General features: G+C 62.0%; 25 protein-coding genes. 17 read left to right on the top strand and 8 right to left on the bottom strand.

Features of this window, described 5'->3' with window-relative positions:
* The first annotated feature begins 33 nt into the window (after positions 1–33).
* The 4 genes from BLQ55_RS15530 to BLQ55_RS15515 all read left to right on the top strand — a co-directional run bounded on the left by BLQ55_RS15530 (position 34) and on the right by BLQ55_RS15515 (position 4102).
* Positions 34–369, top strand: a complete 336-nt coding sequence (locus tag BLQ55_RS15530; protein ID WP_092255083.1) for a GtrA family protein — start codon at positions 34–36, stop codon at positions 367–369.
* A complete protein-coding gene (locus BLQ55_RS15525; RefSeq protein ID WP_092254988.1) occupies positions 366–2450 on the top strand; it encodes a DUF6311 domain-containing protein in 2085 nt (694 codons plus the stop codon). Before BLQ55_RS15530 ends, BLQ55_RS15525 begins: the two co-directional genes overlap by 4 nt.
* Before the next feature lie 259 nt (positions 2451–2709).
* Positions 2710–3633 carry a LysR substrate-binding domain-containing protein gene (locus BLQ55_RS15520; protein ID WP_092204447.1) on the top strand — a complete coding sequence of 308 codons (924 nt, stop codon included), beginning with the start codon at positions 2710–2712 and terminating at the stop codon, positions 3631–3633.
* A 103-nt stretch (positions 3634–3736) separates the two neighbouring features.
* Positions 3737–4102: a 5-carboxymethyl-2-hydroxymuconate Delta-isomerase gene (locus tag BLQ55_RS15515; RefSeq protein ID WP_092204448.1), complete on the top strand. Its 366-nt coding sequence runs from the start codon at positions 3737–3739 to the stop codon at positions 4100–4102.
* Here the strand turns inward: BLQ55_RS15515 and BLQ55_RS15510 are convergent.
* A complete protein-coding gene (locus BLQ55_RS15510) occupies positions 4096–5037 on the bottom strand; it encodes a LysR family transcriptional regulator (protein ID WP_092254985.1) in 942 nt (313 codons plus the stop codon). The genes BLQ55_RS15515 and BLQ55_RS15510 overlap by 7 nt on opposite strands.
* Before the next feature lie 536 nt (positions 5038–5573).
* Between BLQ55_RS15510 and BLQ55_RS15505 the strand changes: the two genes are divergently transcribed.
* From BLQ55_RS15505 to BLQ55_RS15480, 6 genes are all read left to right on the top strand, one after another.
* Positions 5574–6941: a glutamine synthetase family protein gene (locus tag BLQ55_RS15505; protein WP_176814222.1), complete on the top strand. Its 1368-nt coding sequence runs from the start codon at positions 5574–5576 to the stop codon at positions 6939–6941.
* 164 nt (positions 6942–7105) lie between these two features.
* Complete coding sequence (locus BLQ55_RS15500; protein ID WP_092204451.1) at positions 7106–8755, top strand: phosphoethanolamine transferase; 1650 nt, start codon at positions 7106–7108, stop codon at positions 8753–8755.
* Positions 8756–8823: 68 nt separating this feature from the next.
* A complete protein-coding gene (locus BLQ55_RS15495) occupies positions 8824–9465 on the top strand; it encodes a class I SAM-dependent methyltransferase (RefSeq protein ID WP_092204452.1) in 642 nt (213 codons plus the stop codon).
* A 121-nt stretch (positions 9466–9586) separates the two neighbouring features.
* Positions 9587–10720 carry a ribonuclease D gene (rnd, locus tag BLQ55_RS15490; protein ID WP_092254979.1) on the top strand — a complete coding sequence of 378 codons (1134 nt, stop codon included), beginning with the start codon at positions 9587–9589 and terminating at the stop codon, positions 10718–10720.
* Positions 10717–11010, top strand: coding sequence for a YcgL domain-containing protein (locus BLQ55_RS15485; RefSeq protein WP_092204454.1), 294 nt, complete (start codon positions 10717–10719; stop codon positions 11008–11010). Before rnd ends, BLQ55_RS15485 begins: the two co-directional genes overlap by 4 nt.
* A gap of 124 nt (positions 11011–11134) precedes the next feature.
* Complete coding sequence (locus BLQ55_RS15480; RefSeq protein WP_092254976.1) at positions 11135–12067, top strand: D-2-hydroxyacid dehydrogenase; 933 nt, start codon at positions 11135–11137, stop codon at positions 12065–12067.
* A gap of 164 nt (positions 12068–12231) precedes the next feature.
* Here BLQ55_RS15480 and BLQ55_RS15475 read toward each other — a convergent pair whose 3' ends face one another.
* The gene (locus tag BLQ55_RS15475; protein ID WP_092204664.1) at positions 12232–12825 is read right to left on the bottom strand and encodes a nitroreductase family protein; all 594 of its coding nucleotides are present in this window, start codon (positions 12823–12825) and stop codon (positions 12232–12234) included.
* 159 nt (positions 12826–12984) lie between these two features.
* Here BLQ55_RS15475 and BLQ55_RS15470 point away from each other — a divergent pair, with 159 nt between their 5' ends.
* Positions 12985–13434, top strand: coding sequence for a YcgN family cysteine cluster protein (locus tag BLQ55_RS15470; RefSeq protein WP_092173122.1), 450 nt, complete (start codon positions 12985–12987; stop codon positions 13432–13434).
* 32 nt (positions 13435–13466) lie between these two features.
* Complete coding sequence (locus BLQ55_RS15465; protein WP_092254973.1) at positions 13467–14696, top strand: hypothetical protein; 1230 nt, start codon at positions 13467–13469, stop codon at positions 14694–14696.
* 105 nt (positions 14697–14801) lie between these two features.
* Here BLQ55_RS15465 and BLQ55_RS15460 read toward each other — a convergent pair whose 3' ends face one another.
* From BLQ55_RS15460 to BLQ55_RS15445, 4 genes are all read right to left on the bottom strand, one after another.
* Positions 14802–15179 carry a YgaP family membrane protein gene (locus BLQ55_RS15460; protein ID WP_092204662.1) on the bottom strand — a complete coding sequence of 126 codons (378 nt, stop codon included), beginning with the start codon at positions 15177–15179 and terminating at the stop codon, positions 14802–14804.
* Positions 15180–15255: 76 nt separating this feature from the next.
* On the bottom strand, positions 15256–15726 hold the full coding sequence (locus BLQ55_RS15455) for an RNA methyltransferase (RefSeq protein WP_003198862.1): 471 nt from the start codon (positions 15724–15726) through the stop codon (positions 15256–15258).
* Between the two features lie 184 nt (positions 15727–15910).
* Positions 15911–16285 carry a YajD family HNH nuclease gene (locus tag BLQ55_RS15450; RefSeq protein ID WP_003184246.1) on the bottom strand — a complete coding sequence of 125 codons (375 nt, stop codon included), beginning with the start codon at positions 16283–16285 and terminating at the stop codon, positions 15911–15913.
* 49 nt (positions 16286–16334) lie between these two features.
* Positions 16335–17021 carry a spermidine synthase gene (locus BLQ55_RS15445; RefSeq protein ID WP_018607541.1) on the bottom strand — a complete coding sequence of 229 codons (687 nt, stop codon included), beginning with the start codon at positions 17019–17021 and terminating at the stop codon, positions 16335–16337.
* A gap of 72 nt (positions 17022–17093) precedes the next feature.
* Here BLQ55_RS15445 and BLQ55_RS15440 point away from each other — a divergent pair, with 72 nt between their 5' ends.
* Positions 17094–17381 carry a hypothetical protein gene (locus tag BLQ55_RS15440; RefSeq protein ID WP_092254970.1) on the top strand — a complete coding sequence of 96 codons (288 nt, stop codon included), beginning with the start codon at positions 17094–17096 and terminating at the stop codon, positions 17379–17381.
* Between the two features lie 130 nt (positions 17382–17511).
* Here BLQ55_RS15440 and BLQ55_RS15435 read toward each other — a convergent pair whose 3' ends face one another.
* Entirely contained in the window at positions 17512–17985 is a 474-nt protein-coding gene (locus BLQ55_RS15435; protein WP_057449793.1) for a cyclic nucleotide-binding domain-containing protein, read from the bottom strand.
* Between the two features lie 116 nt (positions 17986–18101).
* Positions 18102–20156, bottom strand: coding sequence for a S9 family peptidase (locus BLQ55_RS15430; protein ID WP_092254967.1), 2055 nt, complete (start codon positions 20154–20156; stop codon positions 18102–18104).
* 135 nt (positions 20157–20291) lie between these two features.
* Between BLQ55_RS15430 and BLQ55_RS15425 the strand changes: the two genes are divergently transcribed.
* The 4 genes from BLQ55_RS15425 (at position 20292) to BLQ55_RS15410 (ending at position 23756) form a co-directional block, all read left to right on the top strand.
* Positions 20292–20789: an MFS transporter gene (locus BLQ55_RS15425; protein WP_092204658.1), complete on the top strand. Its 498-nt coding sequence runs from the start codon at positions 20292–20294 to the stop codon at positions 20787–20789.
* 32 nt (positions 20790–20821) lie between these two features.
* Positions 20822–21598, top strand: a complete 777-nt coding sequence (locus tag BLQ55_RS15420) for a class II glutamine amidotransferase (protein ID WP_053120116.1) — start codon at positions 20822–20824, stop codon at positions 21596–21598.
* Between the two features lie 12 nt (positions 21599–21610).
* Positions 21611–22153, top strand: a complete 543-nt coding sequence (locus tag BLQ55_RS15415) for a DUF2937 family protein (RefSeq protein ID WP_018607553.1) — start codon at positions 21611–21613, stop codon at positions 22151–22153.
* Between the two features lie 316 nt (positions 22154–22469).
* Entirely contained in the window at positions 22470–23756 is a 1287-nt protein-coding gene (locus tag BLQ55_RS15410) for an MFS transporter (RefSeq protein ID WP_092204657.1), read from the top strand.
* Position 23757: the final 1 nt, after the last annotated feature.

Here is a 23757-nt window from a genome sequence, read left to right as displayed (position 1 = left end):
TCGCCGCTGCTGCGACGTGCCTTGCGCTTTGCCATGACCGGCCTGCTCGTCACCGCGGTCCATGGGGTGGCTGCGGTGCTGTTTGTGCACCTGATCCTGGCCAACCCGCCACTGGCCAACGGTTTCGCCTTTGTCGTGGCGACCGTGGTGTCGTACCTGATCAACACCCTCTGGAGCTTTTCCAGCCGCTTGCATGGTCGCACCCTTGGCCGTTTCGTGGTGGTATCGATCGGCGGGTTCTGGCTGGCGATGCTGGTGGCCTGGGTAGCCCAACGTGCCGGCCTGGATTACCTGGCGGGCATCGCGGCCGTGGCGCTGATCATCCCCGCGTTCACCTTCATCCTGCATAATTTCTGGACGTATCGATGACCGTTCGCGGCAAGCATCACCTGGTTTCCTTGTTGCCCATACTGCTGGGGACGCTGGCGTTCCTGCTGGTGATCGGCCCGCGGGTGCTGGACCCGACGAACATCGCCTGGTTGGGGGAGGGCGATGCGGCGACCCATTACATGGGCTGGGCGTTTTTTCGCAGTTCGCCCTGGACCTTTCCGTTGGGCATGAACCCTTCCTATGGGTTGGAGTTGGGCAACGGCATCATTTTTTCCGACTCCAATCCGCTGCTGGCATTTGTGTTCAAACCCTTCAACGCCTGGCTTCCCGAGACGTTCCAGTATTTTGGCCTGTGGTTGCTGGCCTGTTTCATCCTGCAAGCCTGGTTCGCCTGGAAACTGGTCGGCCTGCTGACGCCGTCACTGTGGATCAGGCTGTTGGGAGCCGGGTTGCTGGTGTTTTCGCCGCCGATGTTTCTGCGCATGGGCGGGCATCTGTCGCTGTCCGGACATTTCCTGATCCTGGCGGCCTTGTACCTGGCGCTGCGGCCCGGTCTGCAAAAACGCCGGCTGGCCTGGGGAGGGCTGTTGGCCGCCACCGCGCTGGTACACGCTTACCTGTTGGCCATGGTGGCGTTGATCTGGCTGGCCGACCTTGCAAGCCAGGCCAGCAAGGGCCGGCTGTCCCGGCGCGATGCCTGGATCGAGCTGGGTGGTTTGCTTTTGCTGGTTGCGTTCTGCTGCTGGCAGGCGGGTTATTTCAGCGTGGGTGGCGGGACCGTGGCGGGGGGGTATGGGCTGTATCGCTTGAACGTGATGTCGCTGGTCAACCCCGGCGGCTGGTCACACACCTTGCGCGACATGCCCCAGGGCCCCGGGGACTACGAAGGTTTCAATTACCTGGGATTGGGCGTCATCATGCTGGCGATCTGCGCTGGCGTGGCATTGCTGCAAGGCAACACCGGTCTGGCGAATGCCGTGCGCCACAGGCGACTGTTGCTGTTGGCATTGATCGGGCTGACGCTGTTTTCGCTGACCAACCACGTCGGCATCGGCATGCTGAATATGCACTACTGGCTGCCCAAGCCCCTTGAGCTTCTGGCAAACGTCTTTCGCGCGGCCGGTCGAATGTTCTGGCCAGTGTTCTACGCCATTGTATTTGCTGTCATCTTCGCGGTGATCCGCGGCAATAAGCCACGGGCCGCGGCGTGTCTGCTGGCCATCGCCCTGGTAGTGCAAGTGCTGGATACCCGCGCGGGGTGGGCCGGCCTGCGTCAGAGCCGGATGGTGCCGGCGGCCTCGAGTTGGCCCACGGCCATGAACGATCCGTTCTGGGCCAGTGCGGCCCGTCATTATTCGAAAGTCCGGACGCTGTTGCCGCAGAATCAGCCGGACAACTGGCTGCTGACCAGCCAATACGCCCTGGTGCATGGCCTGGAAACCGATGGCGTGTACCTGGGACGCATGAGCGACCGGGCGATCGAGCGAGCCCAGCGACGCGCCGATCAGATGCTTGCCAGCGGCCAGTACGCAGCCGATTCGCTGTACATCCTCGACCCTCGCGCCGCGCTCCAGGCGGCGAAAACCGTCAACCGCCAAACCGACCTGTTGACCCGTATCGACGGCCTCGTGGTGTTGGCGCCGGGCTGGAAAACCTGCGCCCAATGCCCGCCGTTTGCCGACGAAACGCTGGACGTGCAGGTCAAGCTCGGTGAGCGCCAGGTGTTCAGCCGAATCAACGCCATGTTGACCGAGGGCTGGGGGCGCGTTGAAGAGTGGGGCACCTGGTCTGAAGGGCCCGAGGCTGAGGTCGTTTTGCGCATACCGCCAGAAGCGCGGGCCATTTCGATCGAAGCGGCGGCGTTCGTGCAGCCCTCGCACACGCGCCAGCGGGTGGAGGTCTCGATCAACGGTATTGAGGCGCTGTCGACGCAGTTCACACGCCTGCAGGACAACACCCTTGAACTGCCCTTGACACCGGCCATTCGCGAAACGATTGGCGCGGATGGGCGGTTACGCGTGCGTTTCCAGTTGCCTGATGCCATCAGCCCCGAGGCGCTGGGGTTGGGGAGCGACAAGCGAGTCATGGCGCTGGGACTGAAATCATTGACCGTAAGGTAGGTCTTCTTCACTTGGGTCAGCGATTGCTTCGCTGGACCGCGCCCGTAGGAGCTGTCGAGTGCAACGAGGCTGCGATCTTTCCCAAGACGCTTGAGTCTCAAGCAGAAGATCGCAGCCCTCGGCAGTTCCTACAGCCCCGCGTGGAATCAAGGACCAATGCTTTGGCTGGTATTGCGCAGATGCTTCGCCTTTTTGCGCATAGACGTGTGGCCCCCGGCATTTCTACACTGCATCCAGTCAAGGAATCGGGGGGCAGGGGATGAACCGCAACGAATTGCGCAAGGCCGACATCAACCTGATGGTGGTTTTCGAAACGTTGATGCTTGAGCGCAACGTGACGCGGGTGGCGGAAAAATTGTTCCTGGGCCAGCCGACCATCAGCTCGGCCCTCAATCGCTTGCGCAAGATGTTCAACGACCCGCTGTTCATTCGCGTCGGCCACCGCATGGAGCCGACGGCCCGGGCCGAGGAAATCATCCAGCATCTCTCGCCGGCGCTCGATTCGCTGTCGGTGGCTTTGAGCCTGACCCACGATTTCGATCCCGCCAACAGCACCATGACGTTTCGCATCGGCCTGTCGGACGACGTCGAGTTCGGCCTGTTGCCGCCGCTGTTGAGCAGCCTGCGGCAAGAGGCGCCGCAAATCGTGTTCGTGGTCCAGCATGTCGATTACTGGCGCATCCCTGATTTGCTGGCGTCAGGCGACATCACCGTGGGCATCAGCCAGACGCGCGGCCTGCCGGCCAACGCCAAGCGCAAACTGTTGCGACACATTCAACCGCGCGTATTGCGTGCCGATGCATCGGACACGCCGCTGACCCTGGACGAGTACTGCTCGCGACCTCATGTGCTGGTGTCCCATACCGCCAACGTCGCCGGGTTCGCTGATGAATGGCTGGCCGAGATCGGACGCACGCGCAAGGTCGTGCTGTCGGTGCCGCAATACAGCGCATTGCCGGCGTTGCTGGCCGGCACCGACTTGATCGCCAGCCTGCCGGACTATACCGCCGTCGCCATGGCCGCTTCTGGGCACCTGTTCAACGAACCCTTTCCTTTCAAGACCCCGACCCTGGATTTGTCCATGGTCTGGCTGAGCCATGTCGACAGTGACCCGGCCGAGCGCTGGTTGCGGTCGCGGCTGGAGGCCTTCATGGGCGAACGCGTGCCCTTGACAGAGCCCTGACACCGGCCTGGGGCGAAACAAAACCTGCCTGAACGAATAAAGTCGAGGTAAGGTTATGACGGCTGAAACCCCCTCGTCATATTTTCGAATCGGAGTCGAACACATGCCTCACCTGCACATGGAGTACACCGCCAACCTGCCCGAGCTGAAGGCCGAGGTCGCACTGCTGCGAATGAACAATACACTGGTGGCCTCCGGTCAATTTTCCGCCGAGCACGACATCAAGAGCCGGGCCGTGAAGCTCAAGACTTTTCGGGTGGGCACAGGGATAGGCGAGCAGGGTTTCGTGCACGTGAAACTGGCCTTGATCAGCGGACGCTCGCCAGAAATCAAGAAACAATTGTCCGATAGCCTGCTGGCGGTGATCCAGGACCTGGGGCCATGGCCGGCCGGGGTCAGCGTGCAGCTGTGCGTGGAGATCCTCGACATCGATCGGGACTCGTATGCCAAGGCCTTGATCGGTCAATGACGATCAGGCGTCGCTTGGGCGCAGGCCTTGATGATCTGTTCGCGTAGCCAGGCGTTGGCACTGTCCTGATCGAGGGCCAGGCTCCACTGCATGTTCAAGGTAAACCCTGGCAGCCCCCTGGGCACTTCGTGGTGATTGAAAATCGCCTCGTTGGCCAGCAGTTTCTGGATGCGGCGGGGCAGGGTCAGGATGAAGTCGGTGCCAGTGATCATCTTCAGTGCGGCACTGTAGCTGTTGGCGCGAGCGGCGATTTGCCGGTGATGCGCCTGCTGCGACAACCAGCCATCCACCATGTTGGTCGCTGACGCCCAGGGCGTCGGAAACACGTGTCGACGCTGTACGAACGATTGAAGGCTCAGTTGCGTCTCAAGCGGCGTCGCCCGTTTATCCACGACGCAGACCAGGTCCTCCTGCAACAGCTGCCGGGATTTGAAATCGGTATGGTTGCTGTGGAAGTTCGGGCCGAAGCAGATCACCAGGTCCAGGCTGCCGTCGCGTAACTCTTCGGCGGGAATGTCGGCCTCGAGCTTGTGCACGTTCACCGCCACCGGCAGATTGGCGTAATCGAAGCCTTGCAGCAGTTGCGGCAGGATCAGGTGTTCGAAATATTCCGGTGCGCAGATATTGAAGGTAACGGCTTGTCGGGTCGGATCAAAGGTTGGCCTGCCGGCATGGCACAGGTTGATGCTTTGCAAAATGCCGCGCACATGATCGTACATGCCCTCGGCCTTGCAGGTGGGGCGCATGCCGGTGCGGGTGTTGATAAACAGTTCGTCTTCGAAGCAGGTTCGCAGTTTCTTGAGGCAATAACTGACGGTTGACTGGCTGACACACAATGCCTCGGACACGCCGGTGACACTGCTTTGCTCGTACACGGCGCTAAACACCATGAGGTCCTGCATGTCGAGCTTTCTGAGGGCGTTACTGTTCAGCATCCGTTCTGTCTCTCGCTGTGCTCCTTGCGCGGATCTTGCGCAAACCAGGCTGATGATCCTAACGGAACGATGGTGCCAGGAGAATGCCGGGCAGGCGCTTTCATGGTCGGGAACGGGACAGATAATGTAGGGAACACGACGTGTCGATCAATGGCCGATTCGTTTGCCTATGTTTAGTTTGCGCCGATCCAAGCTCCAGCAAATCCAGGTTTAACCGTCCAGGGCGCCGTGGGACGCTTGCCCGATGTGCTTCCTGTGATGCGCTCATGGACGGTTCGCCCCTGGCATTCCAATACCCTTCATACGCCGCGGTCGATCCGGTCGGCCGGTTCGCGCCTGCCATGGCCCCAGCCCTTGGTGCGTTGCCTTCCGAGTTGGCCTTTTGGGCACTCTGGCATTGCCGTCATGCGCGCCCTCCAGATACTCGTGTTTCCTGTTGATCACTGATCGTGCTCGCACAACGGCGAGCACCCATTGACGGCGCTTTGCCGCCCGTCCGACATGGAAATACGAGCCTTCTCATGAGCCTTGCGAAAATTTCTTTTGCCCCCGTGCAAGACGCCTTGGCGTTCCTCGCGCAGAACCCCGATATCGAGCTGTTCGAGTTGTTCATTCTCGATAACAACGGCGTGCCTCGGGGCAAGTTGTTGCATCGGGACGAGTTGCTGGCGGTCTACGAAAGCGGCCGGCCACTGCCCAGTACGATTCTCGGGCTGACCATCAATGGCGACGATGTGGAAAACTCCGGGCTGGTATGGGACGTCGGAGACATCGATTGCCGCGCCTATCCCATCAGCGGCAGCTTGCAGCGCATGCCGTGGCGCTTGATTCCCTCGGCCGCGGTGCAGGTCAGCATGCATCCCCAGGAAGGTGGACCGGCGACCATCGCCGATCCGCGTTATTTGCTCAGCCAAGTGATCGAGACCCTGCAGGCCGACGGTTATTACCCGGTGATGGCGGCGGAACTGGAGTTTTATCTGCTGGATGCGCACCGCGACGATCAAGGCCGGCCGCAGCCAGCGCGGGACGCCGACGGTGGAAGACCGCGTGCCACACAGGTCTATGGTTTACGCGAACTGGAGCAGATCGAGCCGTTCCTGGCCGACCTGTACGCCGCCTGCAAACTGCAAGGCATCCCGGCCCGGACCGCCATTTCCGAATACGCACCAGGGCAAGTGGAGATCACCCTCGAACATCGCAGCGATGCCTTGCAAGCCATGGATGAAGCGGTGCGTTACAAACGACTGGTCAAGGGCGTGGCCCACAAGCACGGCATGCAGGCGTGTTTCATGGCCAAGCCGTTCGATCATTTGGCAGGCTCCGGCATGCACATGCATGTCAGTCTGGCGGACCGCGAGGGGCACAACCTGTTTGCCAGTGAAGCCGGCGATGGCACGCCGCTGCTGCGCCATGCGGTGGGCGGGATGCTCGACACCCTGCTCGATTCGCTGTTGATGTTTTGCCCGAACGCCAACTCCTACCGGCGATTCCAAAGCAACAGCTACGCGCCGCTGGCGGCGACCTGGGGCGTGGACAACCGCACCGTGAGCCTGAGAGTGCCGGGTGGCCCGGCATTCTCGCGGCACATCGAGCATCGTATCTGCGGCGCCGATGCCAACCCTTACCTGGCCGCGGCGGCGATTTTGGGCGGCATTCATCACGGCATACGTGAACAGTGCGATCCCGGGAAACCTGTGGAAGGCAACGGCTATGCCCAGGTGATCGAACCGCTGCCCACCGACTGGCTCACCACCCTGCGTGCGCTCGAGGCTTCGGCCTGGGCGCGGCAGGCGTTTGGCGAGGCGTTCCTGGGTGTTTATCTGTCGGTCAAGCGCGCCGAATACCGTCAGTTCATGGGGGAAGTCGGCGAGCAGGATTGGCGCTGGTATCTGCATCAGGCCTGAAACAGATGCCTGGCTGGCTCCTTAAATAATTATTTAATAGCAACTTTTTCACGAAAAATTGATGGTGGGCTACCTAAAGTTTGTGTTGCCGTAGGAAACGATTTTTTCATGTTTGCTGCGGCACTTCTTTTTCCAAGAGCAACTTCAGGAAGCCGTCAACCATCATGCTGACCATTAAAGCCGTGCGCCCCGAGTGGGTGACGCTGGCCGCCAGTGCCTTTTTGTTAGTGGGCTTCAACATCGTGCTCTGGCAACACTTGCTGGCGATCACCACGGCTGATGCCCGGGGCCTGCTGATGTGCGCGGCGTTTGGCGTGATGATTTTCTGCGCGTTCAACCTGGTGTTGACGCTCGTGGCCTTCCGTCCGCTGCTCAAGCCCGTGTTGATGCTGCTATTCCTGATCAGCGCTGGCGTGGCATATTTCATGGCCCAATACGGCGTACTGATCGACGCCGGCATGTTGCGCAACTTCGCTGAAACCAATGCCACGGAAGTCCGTGACCTGTTGTCGCTGAAGTTGTTTGTCTATATCGGCTTATTGGGTGTCTTGCCAGGCTGGTTGTTGTTCAAGACCCCGATCAACTACCGTAGTTGGCCCAAGGAGTTATTAAGTAAGTTGCTGGTCGGCGTGGCCTCGGCCGCCGTGATCGGCCTGGTCGCCCTGGCCAACTACCAAGGCCTGTCTTCGTTGTTTCGTAACCACCACGAATTGCGGTTGATGGTCGTGCCGAGCAACTACATCGGTGCTTCATTCGGTTACTTGCGTGAGCAGGTCGCGTCGGCCAAGCAGCCCTTCATCACCGTGGGCGAAGACGCGAGCCGCAACCCGGCCTGGCAAACCCACGGTCGCAAATCCCTGACTGTCCTGGTGGTGGGCGAGAGTGCCCGGGCCGAGAACTTCGGCATCCTCGGTTATAACCGCGACACCACGCCGACACTGGACAAAGAGGCTGGCCTGATCGCCTTCACCGACGTGCATTCCTGCGGCACCGAAACCGCTGTGTCGGTGCCCTGCATGTTTTCCAACATGGGACGCAAAAACTACGACGCCAGCAAGGCCAAGAATGAAGAGGGCTTGCTGGACGTGCTCAAGCGCGCCGGGCTGGAGGTGATCTGGCGAGACAACCAGTCCGGCTGCAAGGGCACCTGCGATCGGGTCACGCTGCAGGATGTCAGCAATCTCAAGGACCCGGCCCTGTGCGCCAACAGTGAATGCCGCGACGAGATCCTGCTCCAGGGCCTGCAGCACTTCATCGACACGCTCGACAAGGACACGGTACTGGTGCTGCACCAGATGGGCAGTCACGGGCCGGAGTACTTCAAGCGCTATCCCAAGGAGTACGAGCATTTCACCCCGGTGTGCGAAAGCAACGCGCTGAACAATTGCAGCCGCGAGAGCATCGTCAATGGCTACGACAACACGCTGGTGTACACCGACCACGTGCTGTCGACCCTGATCGACCTGCTGCGGGCCAATCAGGACAAGGTCGACACGGCCATGCTGTACCTGTCGGACCACGGCGAGTCCCTGGGCGAATACAACCTGTTTCTCCATGGCACGCCCTACATGCTCGCCCCGGAGCAACAGAAGCACGTGGCGATGCTGGCCTGGTTCTCCGACAGCTACCAGAAGTCTTTTTCGGTCGACACCCATTGCCTGCAACTGAGTCGGGAAAAGCCCTTGAGCCAGGACAACCTGTTTCACTCGATGCTCGGGCTGCTGGAAGTCAACAGCCAGGTCTACAACCGGGACCTGGACCTGTTCGCCAACTGCCGCGGCGCGGTCATCGACGGCGTGCTCGCCCGGGAATGATCGCCTCCACCTTTTTTTCACGCCGGGTTGTTTAACCTGTCCCCATTCATTCCCCAAGAGCCGTTTGTATGTCCGGGCAGCCCCCTTCCACCGTCGAGCTTGAGTTCGCCAGGCAACACGACCGGGAGCACGCGCAAGTGTGCTGCCAGCCGGCGCCTCGGCGCCTGCGCCTGGCGTTCTGGCGTGACGAGCACATGGTGCGCAATGCCCTGAAGGTGGCGGGCGAGCCGGGGCTGGTGTTGGATGTGGCCTGTGGGGCAGGGCGGTTCTGGCCGGTACTGGCCGAGCATGCCAACCGGGTGATCCTGGCGGCGGACCCGTCGCCGGACATGCTCGAACATGCGCTCACCCACCATGGCGGCGCGTTGCTCCAGCGGGTCAGGACCTTCCCGAGTTCGGCCTTCACCCTCGGGCTGTCGGCCAACGCGGTGGATTGTATTCTCTGCCTGCAGCTGTTTCGCCACGTCAGTGCCAGCGAGCATCGCCTGGCGCTGTTGCGTGAGTTTCATCGGGTCAGTCGCGACACGGTGATCGTTTCGGTGCAAATCGAAGGACGCCTCAAGATCGGCCAGGCCCCACGACGGAGCATGGCCGACAAGGCTGATGTCGAAGCCGAGTTCCGCCAGGCCGGTTTCAGCGTGCTTTGGTACCAGGATTTCCTGCCCGGTTTTGCGCTGACGCGAGTTTATGTGTTGCGTAAGACCGGTTAATTCTTGATGTAGGACTATTCTTGCTTTTTCGCAGGCGATTTCTCTCAGGCGGCCGCTCTATGGATGCTCGCAATCGCCAGCGGCGATATATACTGCGCGCCATTCTTCAAGGGAGAGCCGTGTGGCCATCGATATTCACTGGATTCGCGACAACGATAGCCTCGGTCAGTTTTGCGCCGAGTGGCAGCAATTGCCATTCGTCGCCCTCGACACCGAATTCATGCGGGTCGACACCTTTTATCCCATTGCCGGTTTGCTGCAGATCGGCGACGGCAAGCGTGCCTACCTGATCGACCCCTTGACCATCGACAATTGGCAGCCCCTGGCCGCCTTGCTGGAAAACCCGGCGGTGCTCAAGGTGCTGCACGCCTGTAGCGAAGACCTTGAAGTGCTGCTGCGCCTCACTGGCAGCCTGCCCGCGCCGCTGTTCGATACTCAACTGGCCGCCGCCTACCTGAACCTGGGGTTCTCCATGGGCTATTCGCGGCTGGTGCAGGACGTGCTGGGCATCGAGTTGCCCAAGGGCGAGACCCGTTCAGACTGGTTGCAGCGGCCCCTGTCCGAGACGCAGATCAGCTACGCGGCAGAGGATGCCGTGCATCTGGCAGAGGTTTTCGTACAACTGCGCCCGAAGCTTTCCGACGAAAAATACCGCTGGGTCCTGGAGGATGGCGCCGAACTGGTGGCTAACCTGCGTCGCGAAGTCGACCCGTACGAGGTCTACCGCGAGGCCAAGCTGGCCTGGAAACTGTCCCGGGCTCAGTTGGCCGTGCTGCGCGAGTTGTGCGCTTGGCGCGAACGCGAGGCGCGGGCCCGTGACCTGCCGCGTAACCGCATCATCCGCGAGCATTCGCTGTGGCCCCTGGCCCGCACCCAGCCGGATAACCTCGGCGCGCTGGCGAAGATCGAAGACATGCACCCGCGTACCGTGCGCCAGGACGGCCAGTTTCTGCTGGACTTGATCCAGCGCGCCGCCAGCATTCCGCCCGAGCAATGGCCGCCGGCCGTGGCCGAGCCGTTGCCCCTCGAGGCTTCCGCCCTGGTCAAGCGCCTGCGGGCGTTGGGACAGGCTGAAGCCGAGCGCCTGGAGATTGCTCCAGAGCTGATGCTGCGCAAGAAAACCCTCGAAGCGCTGATCAAGAGCGGCTTTCCCGAGGGCCCTTATCAATTGCCCGATTCGCTGCGTGGCTGGCGTCGCGAATTGATGGGCCAGGCGCTGCTCGACAGCCTGGCCACTGCCGGAGAACAGCCTTGAAACGTATCTGCTCCATCTACCGCAGCTCGAAGAAAAACGAGATGTACCTGTATGTGCTCAAGAGCGATGCCTTGAAGCGAGTACCCGAGCCCTTGATGGCCGCCTTTGGCAAGGCGATCCATGCCTTCGACCTGGTGCTGAGCCCCGAGCGGGAACTGTCCCGGGAAGACATCGGCAAGGTGCTGGAAAACCTCGACACCCAGGGCTATCACTTGCAGATGCCGCCGGCCGAAGACGAGTACATCGAGCATTTGCCCGAAGAGTTGCTGCGCCGCAACGACCCGGTCTGACGGCAGTGGGGGCACCTGTCCTGGGTGCCTTTTGTAATACTGGAATGGTTTATTGACGACGATCGCAGGGATGGAGCGACACTCTGCCGGCGCTCGTCTGCACTGTTTTTGAAAGGTTTGATTCATGCGCGTTCTGATTGCCGAACACGATCACTCGGTGTATGCCCAGCTTCTGCGTCAGGCTGCACCCGATATTGAAGTCCTGACCAGCGGCGATTCCGCCGAACTGTCGCGACTGGCCGCCGATTGTCCGGTCTGGCTTGGCCAGCCTGATCTGCTGGCCACCCTGTTGCGTCAAGGCCACCAGCCCCGTTGGCTGCAATCGACCTGGGCGGGCATCACGCCGTTGCTGGCCGATGGCTTGAGCCGCGATTACCGCCTGACCCGGGCGGTGGGCATTTTTGGCCAGGTGATGGCCGAGTACGTGCTCACCTACATGCTCGGCCATGAGCGCGAGGTGCTGGCCCGGTTGGTCAGCCAGGTCGAGCGCAAGTGGGACAACCGCCAGGGGCAAGGCCTGGCCGGGCGCAAGGTGTTGATCGTCGGGACGGGGGACATCGGCCGGCGCGTGGCGCAGTTCCTGGTACCGTTCGGCGTGCAGCTGTATGGCATCGCCAGCGAAGCCAGGACATTGGCACCGTTTATCGAAGTCGGGGCGTTGAAGGACTTGCCTCGTCTGGTGGGCGAAATGGATTACGTGATCAATTTGCTGCCCAATACGCCGGACACCCATGACATCTACGACGCGGCGCTGTTCAAGCAATTCAAGCCGAGCGGGTTGTTCATCAACGTCGGTCGCGGCGTGGCGGTGGTGGATGCGGACCTGGTGCAAGCCTTGAAGGACGGACACCTGGCCGGTGCGGTGATCGACGTCTGCCGCCAGGAGCCATTGCCACAGCGCCATCCGTTCTGGACTGCCTGGGGGCTGCTGCTGACCGGCCACAGCTCGGCACCGACCTCGCCACCAATGATGGTGCAATTGTTCCTGGAAAACCTGCGGGCCTACCAGGCGGGCGAAGCGCTGCGCGGGGAAGTGGATTTCAGCCGGGGTTACTGAAGCCCATTTTCAGTGGTCACAAAAAATGTGTTCGCCACAGATCGAAATGTGGGAGCGAGCTTGCTCGCGATAGCGGTGCTTCAGTCAACATCAAAGTGGCTGACCTGACGCCATCGCGAGCGAGCTCGCTCCCTCAGTGGGTTTTCAGTGGGCACAGAATAGGGTTACAGGGTGAAGTCGCCTTCGGCCACCAGTTCGCTCAATGGCCGGCGCGGGCTTGGAACTTCGCGGGCCTGGAGGTATTCGGCCAGGGTCGATTTGTCCCCCAGCTTGCCAATCGCTACGGCGGCGTGCAGAGCGTAGCCTTCCGGGATCTTCAGTTCCTTGCGGGTCAGTTCCTGGTCGAAACCGGCCATGCCATGGGTGTGCCAGCCGCTGAGGCTGGCTTGCAACGCCAGGTGGCCCCAGGCCGCGCCGGTGTCGAAGGTGTGGCTCTGCGCCGGGGTTTCCTCCGTGGCCCCGGGCACCGCGAAGGTGGTTTTCGAGATGACGATCACCAGCGCCGAGGCGTGTTGGGCCCAGCCGCGGTTGAATTCGTTGAGCAAACCCAGGAAACGCTCCCAATTCGGCGTGTCGCGCCGTGCGTACAGGAAGCGCCATGGCTGCGAATTGTAGGCCGAAGGGGCCCAGCGCGCGGCTTCGAAAAAGCTCAGCAAGGTTTCTTCGGCAATGCTTTCGCCGGTAAACGCGCGGGGCGACCAGCGTTCGATGAACTGAGGGTGGATCGCGTAATCGGCAATGCGGGAATTGGCGCTCATGGGCTCACCTGGCTCGAGTTTGGAAAGACAATGCAGCAACCTACGTCCCGGCGCCCGGCCTGACAAGCCCCTGCCTACCGACAGTCGCCAATGCTTGGCCTGAGGAGGTCCCGGCACTAGACTGTCGGCCTTTCACTACCTGATGTTGATGCTTGAGCCATGGCCGCCAAAGTCGAACCGTTCTGGATACGCAAAACCCTCGATCAGCTCGATCCACAGGAGTGGGAATCGCTGTGCGACGGCTGTGGCCTGTGCTGCCTGCAAAAGCTCGAAGACGAAGACGACAACAGCGTCTACTACACACGCATCGCCTGCAAACTGCTGGACCTGAAAACCTGCCAGTGCACCGACTACCCTAATCGCCGTGAGTTCGTGCCCGATTGCATCCAGCTCACGCCGGGCAAGGCCGATGAGTTCAAATGGTTGCCGCCCACCTGCGGTTATCGGCTGGTCAGCGAAGGCAAGGACTTGCCGTTGTGGCACCACCTGGTCTGCGGTGATCGAGAGGCCGTGCACCACGAACGCATTTCCCAGTCCGGGCGCATGTTGGCCGAAGGCAGCGTGCCGGAAGACGATTGGGAAGATCATCTGATTTTCCGCGCCGGCTGAACCACCGGACGGTGCACCACCAGGGAGAACCCATGGCTGCAGGATTGAAATGGATGCTGGCAGCCGGGCTGCTGGCGGTGTACGGGCCGCTGTGGGCGGCGCAGAAAGTCGACCTGGATTACCACGTGCACCTGTTGCCACAGAGCGATCAGGCCGAGGTGCGCCTGACCCTGGCCCGAGGGGCGGCGGTGCGCAGCCTGGATTTCGACCTCGGCGACGGCAGCCGCTACAGCGATTTCAAGGCCGACGGCCAATGGCAGCTCACCCCCGGCAAGGAGGCGCGTGGCGTCTGGCGTCCGGCTACCGACAAGGCCAGCCTGAGCTACCGTGTGCGCATCAGCCATGCCCGCAAGAACGCCACCTTCGAAACCCGCATGACCCCGACGTGGGCGTTGCTGCGCGGCGACGATCTGGTGCCGGCGGCCAAGCTCGACCAGCAGGATGGCGTCGAACTGGTGGCCCGTCTTGAGGTGGAATTGCCCGATGGCTGGAAAAGCATCGAGACCCCCTGGCCGCGTATCGGCAAACAACGCTTTCGCATCGATAACCCCTCGCGCCTGTTCGACCGCCCCACTGGCTGGATGCTCGCCGGCAAACTGGGCAGCCGCCGCACACGCCTGGGCGAAACCGAAGTGACGGTGGCCTCGCCCCAGGGCCAGGGCATGCGCCGGATGGATGTGCTGACGCTGCTGACGTTCGTCTGGCCGCAGGTGCAAGCGTTGGTGCCGCGTCATCCGGCCAAGTTGCTGATCGTCGGCGCCGGCGATCCGCTGTGGCGTGGTGCCCAGGCCGGCCATGACTCGATTTACCTGCACAGTCGACCGCCGCTGGTCAGCGAGCGGGGCAGCAGCCCGTTGTTGCGGGAGTTGGTGCAGGCGCTGGCCCGGGTCAATGATCAGGATCGTAGCGACTGGATCAGTGAGGGGCTGACCGAGTACTACGCCATTGAACTGCTACGCCGCGCCGGCGGCCTGAGTGATGAGCGCTACCAGACCCTGAACGACCGGCTCGCCCGCGAGAGCAAGGGCGTCACCACCTTGCGCGGCGAGCAGATCGGACCGGCGGCGGTGGCCAAGGCGGTGTTGCTGTTGCAGGAACTGGACCGCGAGATTCGCCTGAAAACCCGCAACAAGCGTTCGCTGGATGATGTGTTGCAGGGGGCGATGCGGTTGGAGACGGTCGATACCAAGGAGTTTGTGCAGCTCAGTGAGAGCGTTCTGGGTGGGGCCTCTACTGTACTGGATACCCGGTTACTTCAGTGACACCGCTTTCGCGAGCAAGCTCGCTCCCACATTGGACTTTCGGCGTTCACAAAACCTGTGGGAGCGAGCTTGCTCGCGAAGGGGTCATCAGCGGCGCTGCAAAAATCAGAGCCCAGCCTTCGGCGAAACCAGCGAATCATTCCCGGTCACCGTCGCCGTGCCAGTCGCCGCCTCGGCATTGGCCTTCAGGCGACTCAGTTCCTCACCGGCCTCCTCGATACGGGCACGGGCGCTGTGCATATTCTGGCGATTCTTCTCCAGCAGGCTCTTGGCCGAGCAATGCCCGGTGATGCCCCGCGCCAGGGCCATGCCGCCGATCGCCAATTGAGCCAGACCAATCACCCCACCACGCCGCAAGCCCTTGCCCATCATCAGCACACCGCCGGCCAGTGAGCCAATGCGTTCCCAACCATGCACGTTTTGCGGCGGACGAGATTGGAAAGGGGTGCTCTCGATCGGCTCGAACGGATTGTTATCGCTCATGATCTGTCTCCAGTATGGGGTTGGTATAAAACTGACTGCCCGAGCGATTGCCTTGTTCAATCGAGTTTTGCACCGATCAGCGGAATTGCGGCCCCGAACGGGTGTTGTTGCCTTTGGCCATGCGGTCGTACAGCACGACGTTGACGGTGGCGGCCAGGTTCATGCAACCGGTGGTGGGGATGTACACCACGTCCTCGCACCAGTCGCGGATGTCCTTGTCCAGCGAACCGTCCTCCGGGCCGAAGATGTACAGCGCCCGGTCCGGGTGGGTGTATTCGGGCAGGGGGCGAGCGCCTTCCACCAGTTCCACAGCCACTGGCACACAGCCCAGGGGCAGGATTTTCTTCAGGTCGTCGATACCGATCAGCGGGATGTCGTAGTGGACTTTCTTGGTGTCGGTGACGAAGTCGGCGGCGCGCTCGTAGCGCTTGCCGGTGTAGAACACTGACGCCACGCCGTAGCAACCGGCGGCACGCATGACCGAACCGACGTTTTCCGGTGACTTGGGGTTGAACAGACCGATGCAGCTATAGCGTTTGTTGGCCACGGGCGGGGTGCCTTTGGGGAAAAGGCGCGATTATACGGGGAATGGGGGAGGGTGGTCAGGTTCGAGATGTGTGGTGTCTGTTTGATCGCCATCGCGAGCAAGCTCGCTCCCACACTGGATTTCGGCGTTCACAAAACCCTGTGGGAGCGAGCTTGCTCGCGATGGCGGCCTGACAGGCTGTAAATTACTCGTCTTTCTTCATCAACCCGGCCAGCGCGGCGAAGGGGTTGTGGGTCGCCTTGGCGATTTTCGGGGTGCTCAGGGAGCCGTCGCCGAAGTATTGCTGGTCGGTGTAGCGCGAGTGCTCGTTATCGTGGCAGTACAGGCACAGCAGTTCCCAGTTGGAACCGTCCTGGGGGTTGTTGTCATGGTTGTGGTCGCGGTGGTGGACGGTCAGTTCGCTCAGGCGCTTGCCGGAAAACTCACGGGCGCAGCGGCCACAGACATGGGGGTACATTTTCAGGGCTTTGTCGCGGTAGCCCATCTCCCGGTCGCGCTGGGCATCGGCGAGGATGCGGTCCAGCTTGGCGGTGTTGGACGGTGGCGTTGACGAACTCATGGGTTCACCTTTGTAGATAAAGACTGATGACGGTTGGGCACAGTTTAGCTTAGCCCTTGAGTTTCTCGGCAATCCAGATGGTGTGGCGGGTGCCTTTGTTGCCATGGGCGAACACTTGCACTTCCTCGGCCTTGAAGCCGGCTTTCTTCAGCTTGTCGGAGAACTGCCGGTCAGCGCTGGCCGACCACACCGCCAATACGCCCTTGGGCCGCAGGGCCTTGGCGCAGGCAGCCAGGCCACCGGCCGAATACAGCCAGCTGTTGGCTTTCTGGGTCAGGCCTTCCGGGCCGTTGTCGACGTCCAGCATGATCGCGTCGAAACCCTGGGGCTCGGCTTGCAGCACCTTGGCCACGTCTTCCATGCGGATCACCGTGCGCGGGTCTGCCAGCGGTCGCCCGGCTTTTTCACCCAAGGGGCCACGGTTCCACTCCACCACACCGGGCACCAGCTCGGCCACCACCACTTCGGCGGTCTTGCCCAGGTGCTTGAGGGCCGAGGCGAGGGTAAAGCCCATGCCGAGGCCGCCGATCAGCACGCGCGAGCCAGGACGACCGGCGACCTTGCGGCAAGGAATCTCTGCCAGGGCGTCTTCGGAACCGTGCATGCGGGTGTTCATCAACTGCCCGCCGTCGCCGCCCTGGATCTTGATGACGAAGTCTTCGCCGTACTCGAACAGGCACAGGGCACCGCCGTTATCAGGGATGGGTGTGGTGTCGAGCAGAACGAAACGTTTCATGGAAATCTCGTAGGAGGGCAAACCGCGCGGTAACGACTAGCCTTAAAGCAGACAATAGCCACGGAGCCATTGATGAAGTGCATCATTCTAACGGCCATTGCCCTGGCGGCGCTCTCAATAAGTTGCGCCCAGGCTCAACAACCGACGATTCCGGTCAACCCGCCCAGCATCCCGGGCTCGCCGGGCACCGCCACCCCCATGCCGTATCCGCCGGTCACGCCCAACGGTGTGCCCAAGGTGGGCACCGGAAGCGGTGGGCCGCCCTTGCTGCCGCCTATTGAAATGCCCAAGCCGCCCAAGGACCTGCCGATACCGGGCATGGAGCCGAAGCCGGTGAAGGCCAAGTCGCCGGGGGGGTAAATCGACAAGACGACTCAATAACCTGTGGGAGCGAGCTTGCTCGCGATAGCGGTGTGTCAGTCGACTTCAATGCTGGCTGATCCGCCGCCATCGCGAGCAAGCTCGCTCCCACAGGGTTTATGTGTTGTTGTCAGACCTGCTGCGACAACAACTGTCCATCGGCCATGCGCAGGCGCTTGGACAGGGAGACGGCGAGGGCGCGGATGATCTTGGCGGCGATCTTGGGGGCGTCGTTGAGCATTTTTTCCAGGGAGTCCTTGCCCAGATTCAGCAACTGGCAATCACTGGCGGCGATGCAACTGGCCGAGCGCCGTTCGCCGTCGAGCACGGCCATTTCACCGAAGGCCCGACCGCTGCGCAGCGTGGCGATGGTCACGGGTTGGCCGTCGGGACCGGTTTTCTGCACGGCCACCTGGCCGGTGTGGATGATGCACATGAAGCTGCCGGCATCGCCCTCGTGGAAAATCGCTTCGCCCTCGGCGATGGCGCTGATGCTGAAGTAGCCCGACGCGGCGGCGAAGTCGACGGGCAGCAACTGGTCGAACAGACCGCAGTCCATCAGCCAGTCGCGGATTTCTTTGTTCAGTAAGGTCGGTTCTGACATGTTGGCACGGTCTTTTTCTTGTGTCTGCTACGGGTTTGGATTGAAGAGGAACCCTTGTTATTTGATCTGGGATGCCCAGCGCATGGAGCTAAGACCCGGCCATCCCACAGAGTTCCTCAGCCCAACCCCAAAACCTTCAAGACAAATGCATATTCGAGCGCTACGTCACGCAATCCCTGGTAGCGCCCGCTCATTCCGCCGTGGCCGGCACCCAGTTCGGTCTTGAGCAGCAGGGGGTTGTCATCGGTCTTGGTGGCGCGCAATTTCGCCACCCACTTGGCCGCTTCCCAGTACTGCACGCGACTGTCGTTGTAACCGGCGATCACCAGCAGCGCCGGGTACGCCTGGGCGCGTACGTTTTCGTACGGGGCGTAGGCCCGGATCCGATCATAAACGTCCGGTTCCTCAGGATTGCCCCATTCGTCGTATTCGGTGACGGTCAGCGGCAGGTCCGGGTCGAGCATGGTGTTGAGCACATCGACGAACGGCACCTCGGCAATCGCGACCTTGAACAGCTCCGGGCGTTGGTTGAGCACCGCGCCGATCAGCAGGCCACCAGCGCTGCCGCCGCTGATCGCCAGTTGTTCGGCGGTGGTGAAGCCGTTGGCGATCAAATGCTCGGCACAGGCGATGAAATCGCCGAACGTGTTGTGCTTGTGTTCCTGTTTGCCGGCGCGATACCAGGCTTCCCCCAGCTCTCCGCCGCCCCGCACATGGGCGATGGCAAACGCCACGCCACGGTCGAGCAGGCTCAGCCGCGCATGGGAAAACCACGGGTCGAGGCTTTCGCCGTAAGCGCCGTAGCCGTACAGGTACAGCGGCACCGGCCGGCCGAGGGCTTCGCGCTTGACCACCAGGCTGATGGGCACTTGTGTGCCGTCTGGCGCCGTCGCCCACAGCCGTTGGCTGACGTAGGCATCGGCGTCGAACGGGCCCAGTACCGGGGTTTGCTTGAGCACAACCTGTTTGCCGCTGGCCAGGTCCAATTGACGGATCTGGGCCGGACGGTTCAGGGCCTCGTAGCGCAGGCGGATGCGGTCGCTGACGAATTCCAGGCTGTTCTGCACATGCAGGCTGTAGGCCGCGTCCGGCAACTGCACCCGATACGCCGGCAAGTCCTGGGGATGCACCTCGATGATCGGCAGGCCGCCCTCACGCAGGCTCAAGGTCATGGCCCCGGCGTTCAGGCTCAGGCCGTCGATCATCACCGTATCGCTGTGGGGGATCAGGTTCTGCCAGTCGGCCTCGGTCGGCGCCACGCCGGTGTCGGCGGCCTGGTACAGGGCGAAGTTGATCCCGTCGCGATTGCTGCGGATCAACCAGGTCCATTGGCCATCGAGCAGGCCGTGGTCGACGTCGTATTCGTGGTTTTCCAGGCGTGGCGCCAGGCAGGTGAAGGGCTGTTGCGGTTGCGCGGCGTCCAGTACCCAGACTTCGCTGGTGGTCTTGCTGCCCAGGGACAGGATCAGTTGCTTTTCCGAGCTCGAACGATAGCAATGCAGGAAGAAACGCCCGTCCGGCTCATGGAACACTTCTTCGGCGGCGGTGCCGTCCAGGCGATAGCGCCAGAGTTTGTGGGGGCGGTGGGTGTCGTCCAGCTCACCAAAAAACAGCGTCAGGCTGTCGTTGGCCCAGGTCATGCTGCCGTCGCAATTGTCGAAGGACAGTTCACTGACCTTGTCGTTGGACAATTCCTTCACGAACAGGGTGTAGATCTCGTCGCCCGTGGTATCCAGGCTGTAGGCCAGGCGCTGGTGGTCGGGGCTGATGCTGAAGGCGCCCAGGGCAAAGAATTCGCCGCCGGCCAGCGCGTTGGGGTCCAGCAGCAGTTGTTCGTGGCTTTCGTCCACGCTCAGGCTGTCGTCGGCCGGGCGTGGGCAGCGGTAGTGGCGCGGGTACTCGTCACCGGCCGTGGTGCGGGTGTAATACAGATATGGGCCCCAGGGCGAGGGCAGTGACAGGTCGGTCTCGAGGATCCGGCCCTTGATTTCCTGGAACAGGGTTTCACGCAGTTCGGCCTGATCGGCGAGTTGCGCCTCCTGATAGCTGTTTTCCGCCTTGAGGTAGTCGAGCACGGCGTCGGTGTCGCGCTCTTGCAGCCAGGCGTACGGGTCAACACCGGCGTCCCTGCGGGCAATCGGGGCGTTGGAAACGTGGGCAGATAGGGACATGAAAGGCTCTCGAACGTTGTACGAAAAGGGACACGCGGCCTGGACAGAAGCCACCACACAGGCCATTCGCCAGACGCCGGGGCAGCCTGACGCGCGAAAAGCCGTTACTATAAGCGTCTCTTTGCCTGCCTTGCCATGGACACCATGACCGAGAATGACTATCTGATCGCCTGGGGCCTCTACGCCTTCGCTGCCCTGGGCTGCCTGCTGGTGTGGATGCGCATGACCCGCTGGATGTGGCGCTGGTTGCGCGAACCGCTGCGCTTGCTGATGGCGGTGTTGCTGTTCAGCCCCACCATCGTCGACCCGGTGAAGGACAAAGTCGCCCCGGCCTTGGCCATTGTCGCCCTGGACATCCTGTTCAAGGTTGGCAACAACGTCTGGCGGGCGGCGTCCGATCTGCTCATGTACGGCATGATCGCCTTCGGCCTCTATTTGGTGGTCGTGCTGATCCGCTTCCCCATCGAGCGCGCCGCCAACGCGCGCAAGGAACGGGCGGCCGCCGCCAAAGCCGCCGCCGCGGCCGATGAGCCAGAGGACGAACCACCGTTCGGCGTGGCCGGTGACGACCGCTACGGTCGCCCGCCCGTGCCGAGCAACCCCCAGCGTTCGCGTATCGAACCGCGCCTGTAAGCAGGCCTGCCCCTTGAAGCGAGAGTTCGAGCATGTGTGAGTTACTGGGCATGAGCGCCAATGTGCCGACCGACATCGTGTTCAGCTTCACCGGGCTGATGCAGCGCGGTGGCAAGACCGGGCCGCACCGGGACGGGTGGGGCATCGCCTTCTATGAAGGTCGTGGCCTGCGCCTGTTCCAGGACCCGGCCGCCAGCAGCGAATCGGAGGTGGCGAACCTGGTGCAGCGCTATCCGATCAAGAGCGAAGTGGTGATCGGGCATATTCGCCAGGCCAATGTCGGTAAAGTCTGCCTGTCCAACACCCACCCCTTCGTGCGCGAGTTGTGGGGCCGCAACTGGTGTTTTGCCCACAACGGCCAGCTGGCCGATTTCCAACCGGGCGTGAGCTTCTACCGCCCGGTGGGCGACACCGACAGCGAAGCGGCCTTCTGCGATTTGCTCAACCGCGTGCGCCAGGCCTTCCCGGAGCCGGTGGAGGTAGAACAGCTGCTGCCGTCGTTGATCGAGGCCTGCACCGAATACCGCAGCAAAGGCGTGTTCAACTGCCTGCTCAGCGATGGCGACTGGCTGTTCTGCTACTGCTCGACCAAACTGGCCCAGATCACCCGTCGCGCGCCGTTCGGCCCGGCGCGGCTCAAGGACGTGGATGTGATTGTCGATTTCCAGGCGGAAACCACGCCCAACGACGTGGTCACGGTGATCGCCACCGAGCCCTTGACCGAAAACGAAACCTGGACCCGCTACGAACCGGGCCAATGGAGCCTGTGGCGACGCGGCGAATGCGTCAGCCATGGCCGGACCGAATAAGGACGTCACGCTATGTTGCTCAGTTATCTACGGCTGGTGTTGTTCGCGGTGGGCCTGTTGGTTGGGGTCCAGGTGCCGGGCTTCATCAATGATTACGCCAAGCGGGTCGAGGCTCACCTGATCGAGGCGCAGACCGGCCTGCAAGGTTTCCAGGGCACCGCCAACCAGTTCTTCAAGGGCGACATGCAGGCCCTGGTGGCCCATTACCGCGCCAGCGAGGACCCGATCTTTCGCAGCGATGCCGACAGCCTGAACACCTTGCTCGTGCGCCAACAGGCCCTGGACAAGCAATTCCAGGCCATGCAAGGGCCGTGGTACATCCGCCTGCTGCAAGTGGCGCTGGCCGCCGATCCGGACATTCGCAAGGAAACCTGGAACGGCTACAGCTACCAGATCCTGCTGACCCCCGAGGCCATGGTCTGGGGCATCAGCGGCGCGATGTTGCTGTCGTTCGGCCTGGAGTGCCTGTTCCGCCTGATCGACTGGGTGGTGCTGGGTGGCAAGCGCCTGCGTCAGGGGCGGCCGATTGAAGAGCGGGATCTGCGGGGGTTGTAAAACCGCCGCCGGCTTCTGTGGCGAGGGGATTTATCCCCGCTGGGGCGCGAAGCGGCCCCTTACAAGGCCACCACATGTGTCAGGCGGATCATTTCTATTGCTGCATTGGGGGGCTGCTTCGCAGCCCAACGGGGATGAATCCCCTCGCCACAACGGTGTTCAGCCAGGCCCGGCGTCTAACCCAATCAAGTTTTTCTTATGACCCAGCCAGGGTTTTATTCGTTGGACGGGATCGGCCACGCGCTCAAGAATCGGGGCAACGGTCTCCACGTCAGCGTCGTCGAGACTCACAACAATAAAACCGTGGAGAACCCCCATGAGTGCACCCGACACGCTCGGCGTCCCCCAACCCCAGGCCCGTTCTGGCCCGTTCGATTGGTATCGCAACATCAACCAGCAGGAACGTCGCACTTTCTGGAGCTGCAAGATCGGTTACGCCCTGGACGGCATGGACACCCAGATGCTCAGTTTCGTGGTGCCGACCCTGATCGCGATGTGGGGCATCACCACCGGCCAGGCAGGCCTGATCCACACCAGCACCTTGATCGCTTCGGCCATTGGCGGCTGGCTGGCGGGCATTCTCTCCGACCGGATCGGTCGGGTGCGCACCCTGCAACTGACAGTGCTGTGGTTTGCCTTCTTCACCTTCCTGTGCGGCTTTGCCCAGAACTACGAACAACTGTTGATCGCTCGCACTTTGATGGGCTTCGGCTTTGGTGGCGAGTGGACCGCCGGTGCGGTGTTGATGGGCGAGGTGATCCGTGCCAAGGACCGCGGCAAGGCCGTGGGCATGGTGCAGTCGGGCTGGGCGCTGGGCTGGGGCCTGACGGCGATCCTGTATGCGCTGCTGTTCTCGGTGCTGCCGCCGGAAGACGCCTGGCGCGCCCTGTTCATCCTCGGCATCGTGCCGGCGGTGTTCGTGATTTTCGTCCGCCGACTGGTCAAGGATCCAGACGTCTATAACCAGACCAAGGCCCGGCTGACGCCGGAAAACCCAGCGAAGTTCTACGAGATTTTTGCCCCCGGCATTCTCTTCACCACCCTACGCGCCTCGCTGCTGACCACCGGTGCCCTGGGCGGTTACTACGCCATCACGTCCTGGCTGCCGACATTCCTGAAAAATGAGCGCGGCCTGAGTGTATTGAGCACCGGCGGCTACCTGGCGATGGTGATCGTCGGTTCCTACGTGGGTTACGTCATCAGTGCCTATTTGAGTGACATCCTGGGGCGCAAAAAGAACTTCGTCCTGTACGCCGTCGGCTCCTTCACCATCGTCCTGCTGTACACCCAGGTGCCGGTGAGCAATAACGTGATGCTCTGGCTGGGCTTCCCCTTGGGGTTCTTCGCGTCGGGCATGTTCAGCGGCATGGGCTCGTTCCTCACCGAACTGTTTCCTACGCGCATTCGTGGTTCGGGCCAAGGCTTCTGCTACAACATTGGCCGGGCGGTGGCGGCATTGTTCCCGCTGTTGATCGGTATTCTGAGCCAGAAGGTGCCGCTGAGCGTGGGTATCGGGGCGTTCGCAGCGGTGTCCTATGGCGTGGTGATCCTGGCGGCCCTGAGCCTGCCGGAAACCCAAGGCAAGCAGTTGGAAGCCGAGTAAC

Source organism: Pseudomonas sp. NFACC13-1 (genome assembly GCF_900104425.1).
GTDB classification, from domain to species: Bacteria; Pseudomonadota; Gammaproteobacteria; order Pseudomonadales; family Pseudomonadaceae; genus Aquipseudomonas; species Aquipseudomonas fluorescens_AA.
The sequence above is the reverse complement of the archived record's forward strand: the minus strand, read 5'-3'. Positions and strand labels throughout refer to the sequence as shown.

What these genes read in the sequence shown, in the direction of transcription:
- BLQ55_RS15530 (WP_092255083.1), top strand. Translation starts at nt 34, where the DNA reads ATGACCGGCCTGCTCGTCACCGCGGTCCATGGGGTGGCTGCGGTGCTG.
- BLQ55_RS15525 (WP_092254988.1), top strand. Translation starts at nt 366, where the DNA reads ATGACCGTTCGCGGCAAGCATCACCTGGTTTCCTTGTTGCCCATACTG.
- BLQ55_RS15520 (WP_092204447.1), top strand. Translation starts at nt 2,710, where the DNA reads ATGAACCGCAACGAATTGCGCAAGGCCGACATCAACCTGATGGTGGTT.
- BLQ55_RS15515 (WP_092204448.1), top strand. Translation starts at nt 3,737, where the DNA reads ATGCCTCACCTGCACATGGAGTACACCGCCAACCTGCCCGAGCTGAAG.
- BLQ55_RS15510 (WP_092254985.1), bottom strand. Translation starts at nt 5,037, where the DNA reads ATGCTGAACAGTAACGCCCTCAGAAAGCTCGACATGCAGGACCTCATG.
- BLQ55_RS15500 (WP_092204451.1), top strand. Translation starts at nt 7,106, where the DNA reads ATGCTGACCATTAAAGCCGTGCGCCCCGAGTGGGTGACGCTGGCCGCC.
- BLQ55_RS15495 (WP_092204452.1), top strand. Translation starts at nt 8,824, where the DNA reads ATGTCCGGGCAGCCCCCTTCCACCGTCGAGCTTGAGTTCGCCAGGCAA.
- BLQ55_RS15480 (WP_092254976.1), top strand. Translation starts at nt 11,135, where the DNA reads ATGCGCGTTCTGATTGCCGAACACGATCACTCGGTGTATGCCCAGCTT.
- BLQ55_RS15475 (WP_092204664.1), bottom strand. Translation starts at nt 12,825, where the DNA reads ATGAGCGCCAATTCCCGCATTGCCGATTACGCGATCCACCCTCAGTTC.
- BLQ55_RS15470 (WP_092173122.1), top strand. Translation starts at nt 12,985, where the DNA reads ATGGCCGCCAAAGTCGAACCGTTCTGGATACGCAAAACCCTCGATCAG.
- BLQ55_RS15465 (WP_092254973.1), top strand. Translation starts at nt 13,467, where the DNA reads ATGGCTGCAGGATTGAAATGGATGCTGGCAGCCGGGCTGCTGGCGGTG.
- BLQ55_RS15460 (WP_092204662.1), bottom strand. Translation starts at nt 15,179, where the DNA reads ATGAGCGATAACAATCCGTTCGAGCCGATCGAGAGCACCCCTTTCCAA.
- BLQ55_RS15450 (WP_003184246.1), bottom strand. Translation starts at nt 16,285, where the DNA reads ATGAGTTCGTCAACGCCACCGTCCAACACCGCCAAGCTGGACCGCATC.
- BLQ55_RS15445 (WP_018607541.1), bottom strand. Translation starts at nt 17,021, where the DNA reads ATGAAACGTTTCGTTCTGCTCGACACCACACCCATCCCTGATAACGGC.
- BLQ55_RS15440 (WP_092254970.1), top strand. Translation starts at nt 17,094, where the DNA reads ATGAAGTGCATCATTCTAACGGCCATTGCCCTGGCGGCGCTCTCAATA.
- BLQ55_RS15435 (WP_057449793.1), bottom strand. Translation starts at nt 17,985, where the DNA reads ATGTCAGAACCGACCTTACTGAACAAAGAAATCCGCGACTGGCTGATG.
- BLQ55_RS15430 (WP_092254967.1), bottom strand. Translation starts at nt 20,156, where the DNA reads ATGTCCCTATCTGCCCACGTTTCCAACGCCCCGATTGCCCGCAGGGAC.
- BLQ55_RS15425 (WP_092204658.1), top strand. Translation starts at nt 20,292, where the DNA reads ATGGACACCATGACCGAGAATGACTATCTGATCGCCTGGGGCCTCTAC.
- BLQ55_RS15420 (WP_053120116.1), top strand. Translation starts at nt 20,822, where the DNA reads ATGTGTGAGTTACTGGGCATGAGCGCCAATGTGCCGACCGACATCGTG.
- BLQ55_RS15415 (WP_018607553.1), top strand. Translation starts at nt 21,611, where the DNA reads ATGTTGCTCAGTTATCTACGGCTGGTGTTGTTCGCGGTGGGCCTGTTG.
- BLQ55_RS15410 (WP_092204657.1), top strand. Translation starts at nt 22,470, where the DNA reads ATGAGTGCACCCGACACGCTCGGCGTCCCCCAACCCCAGGCCCGTTCT.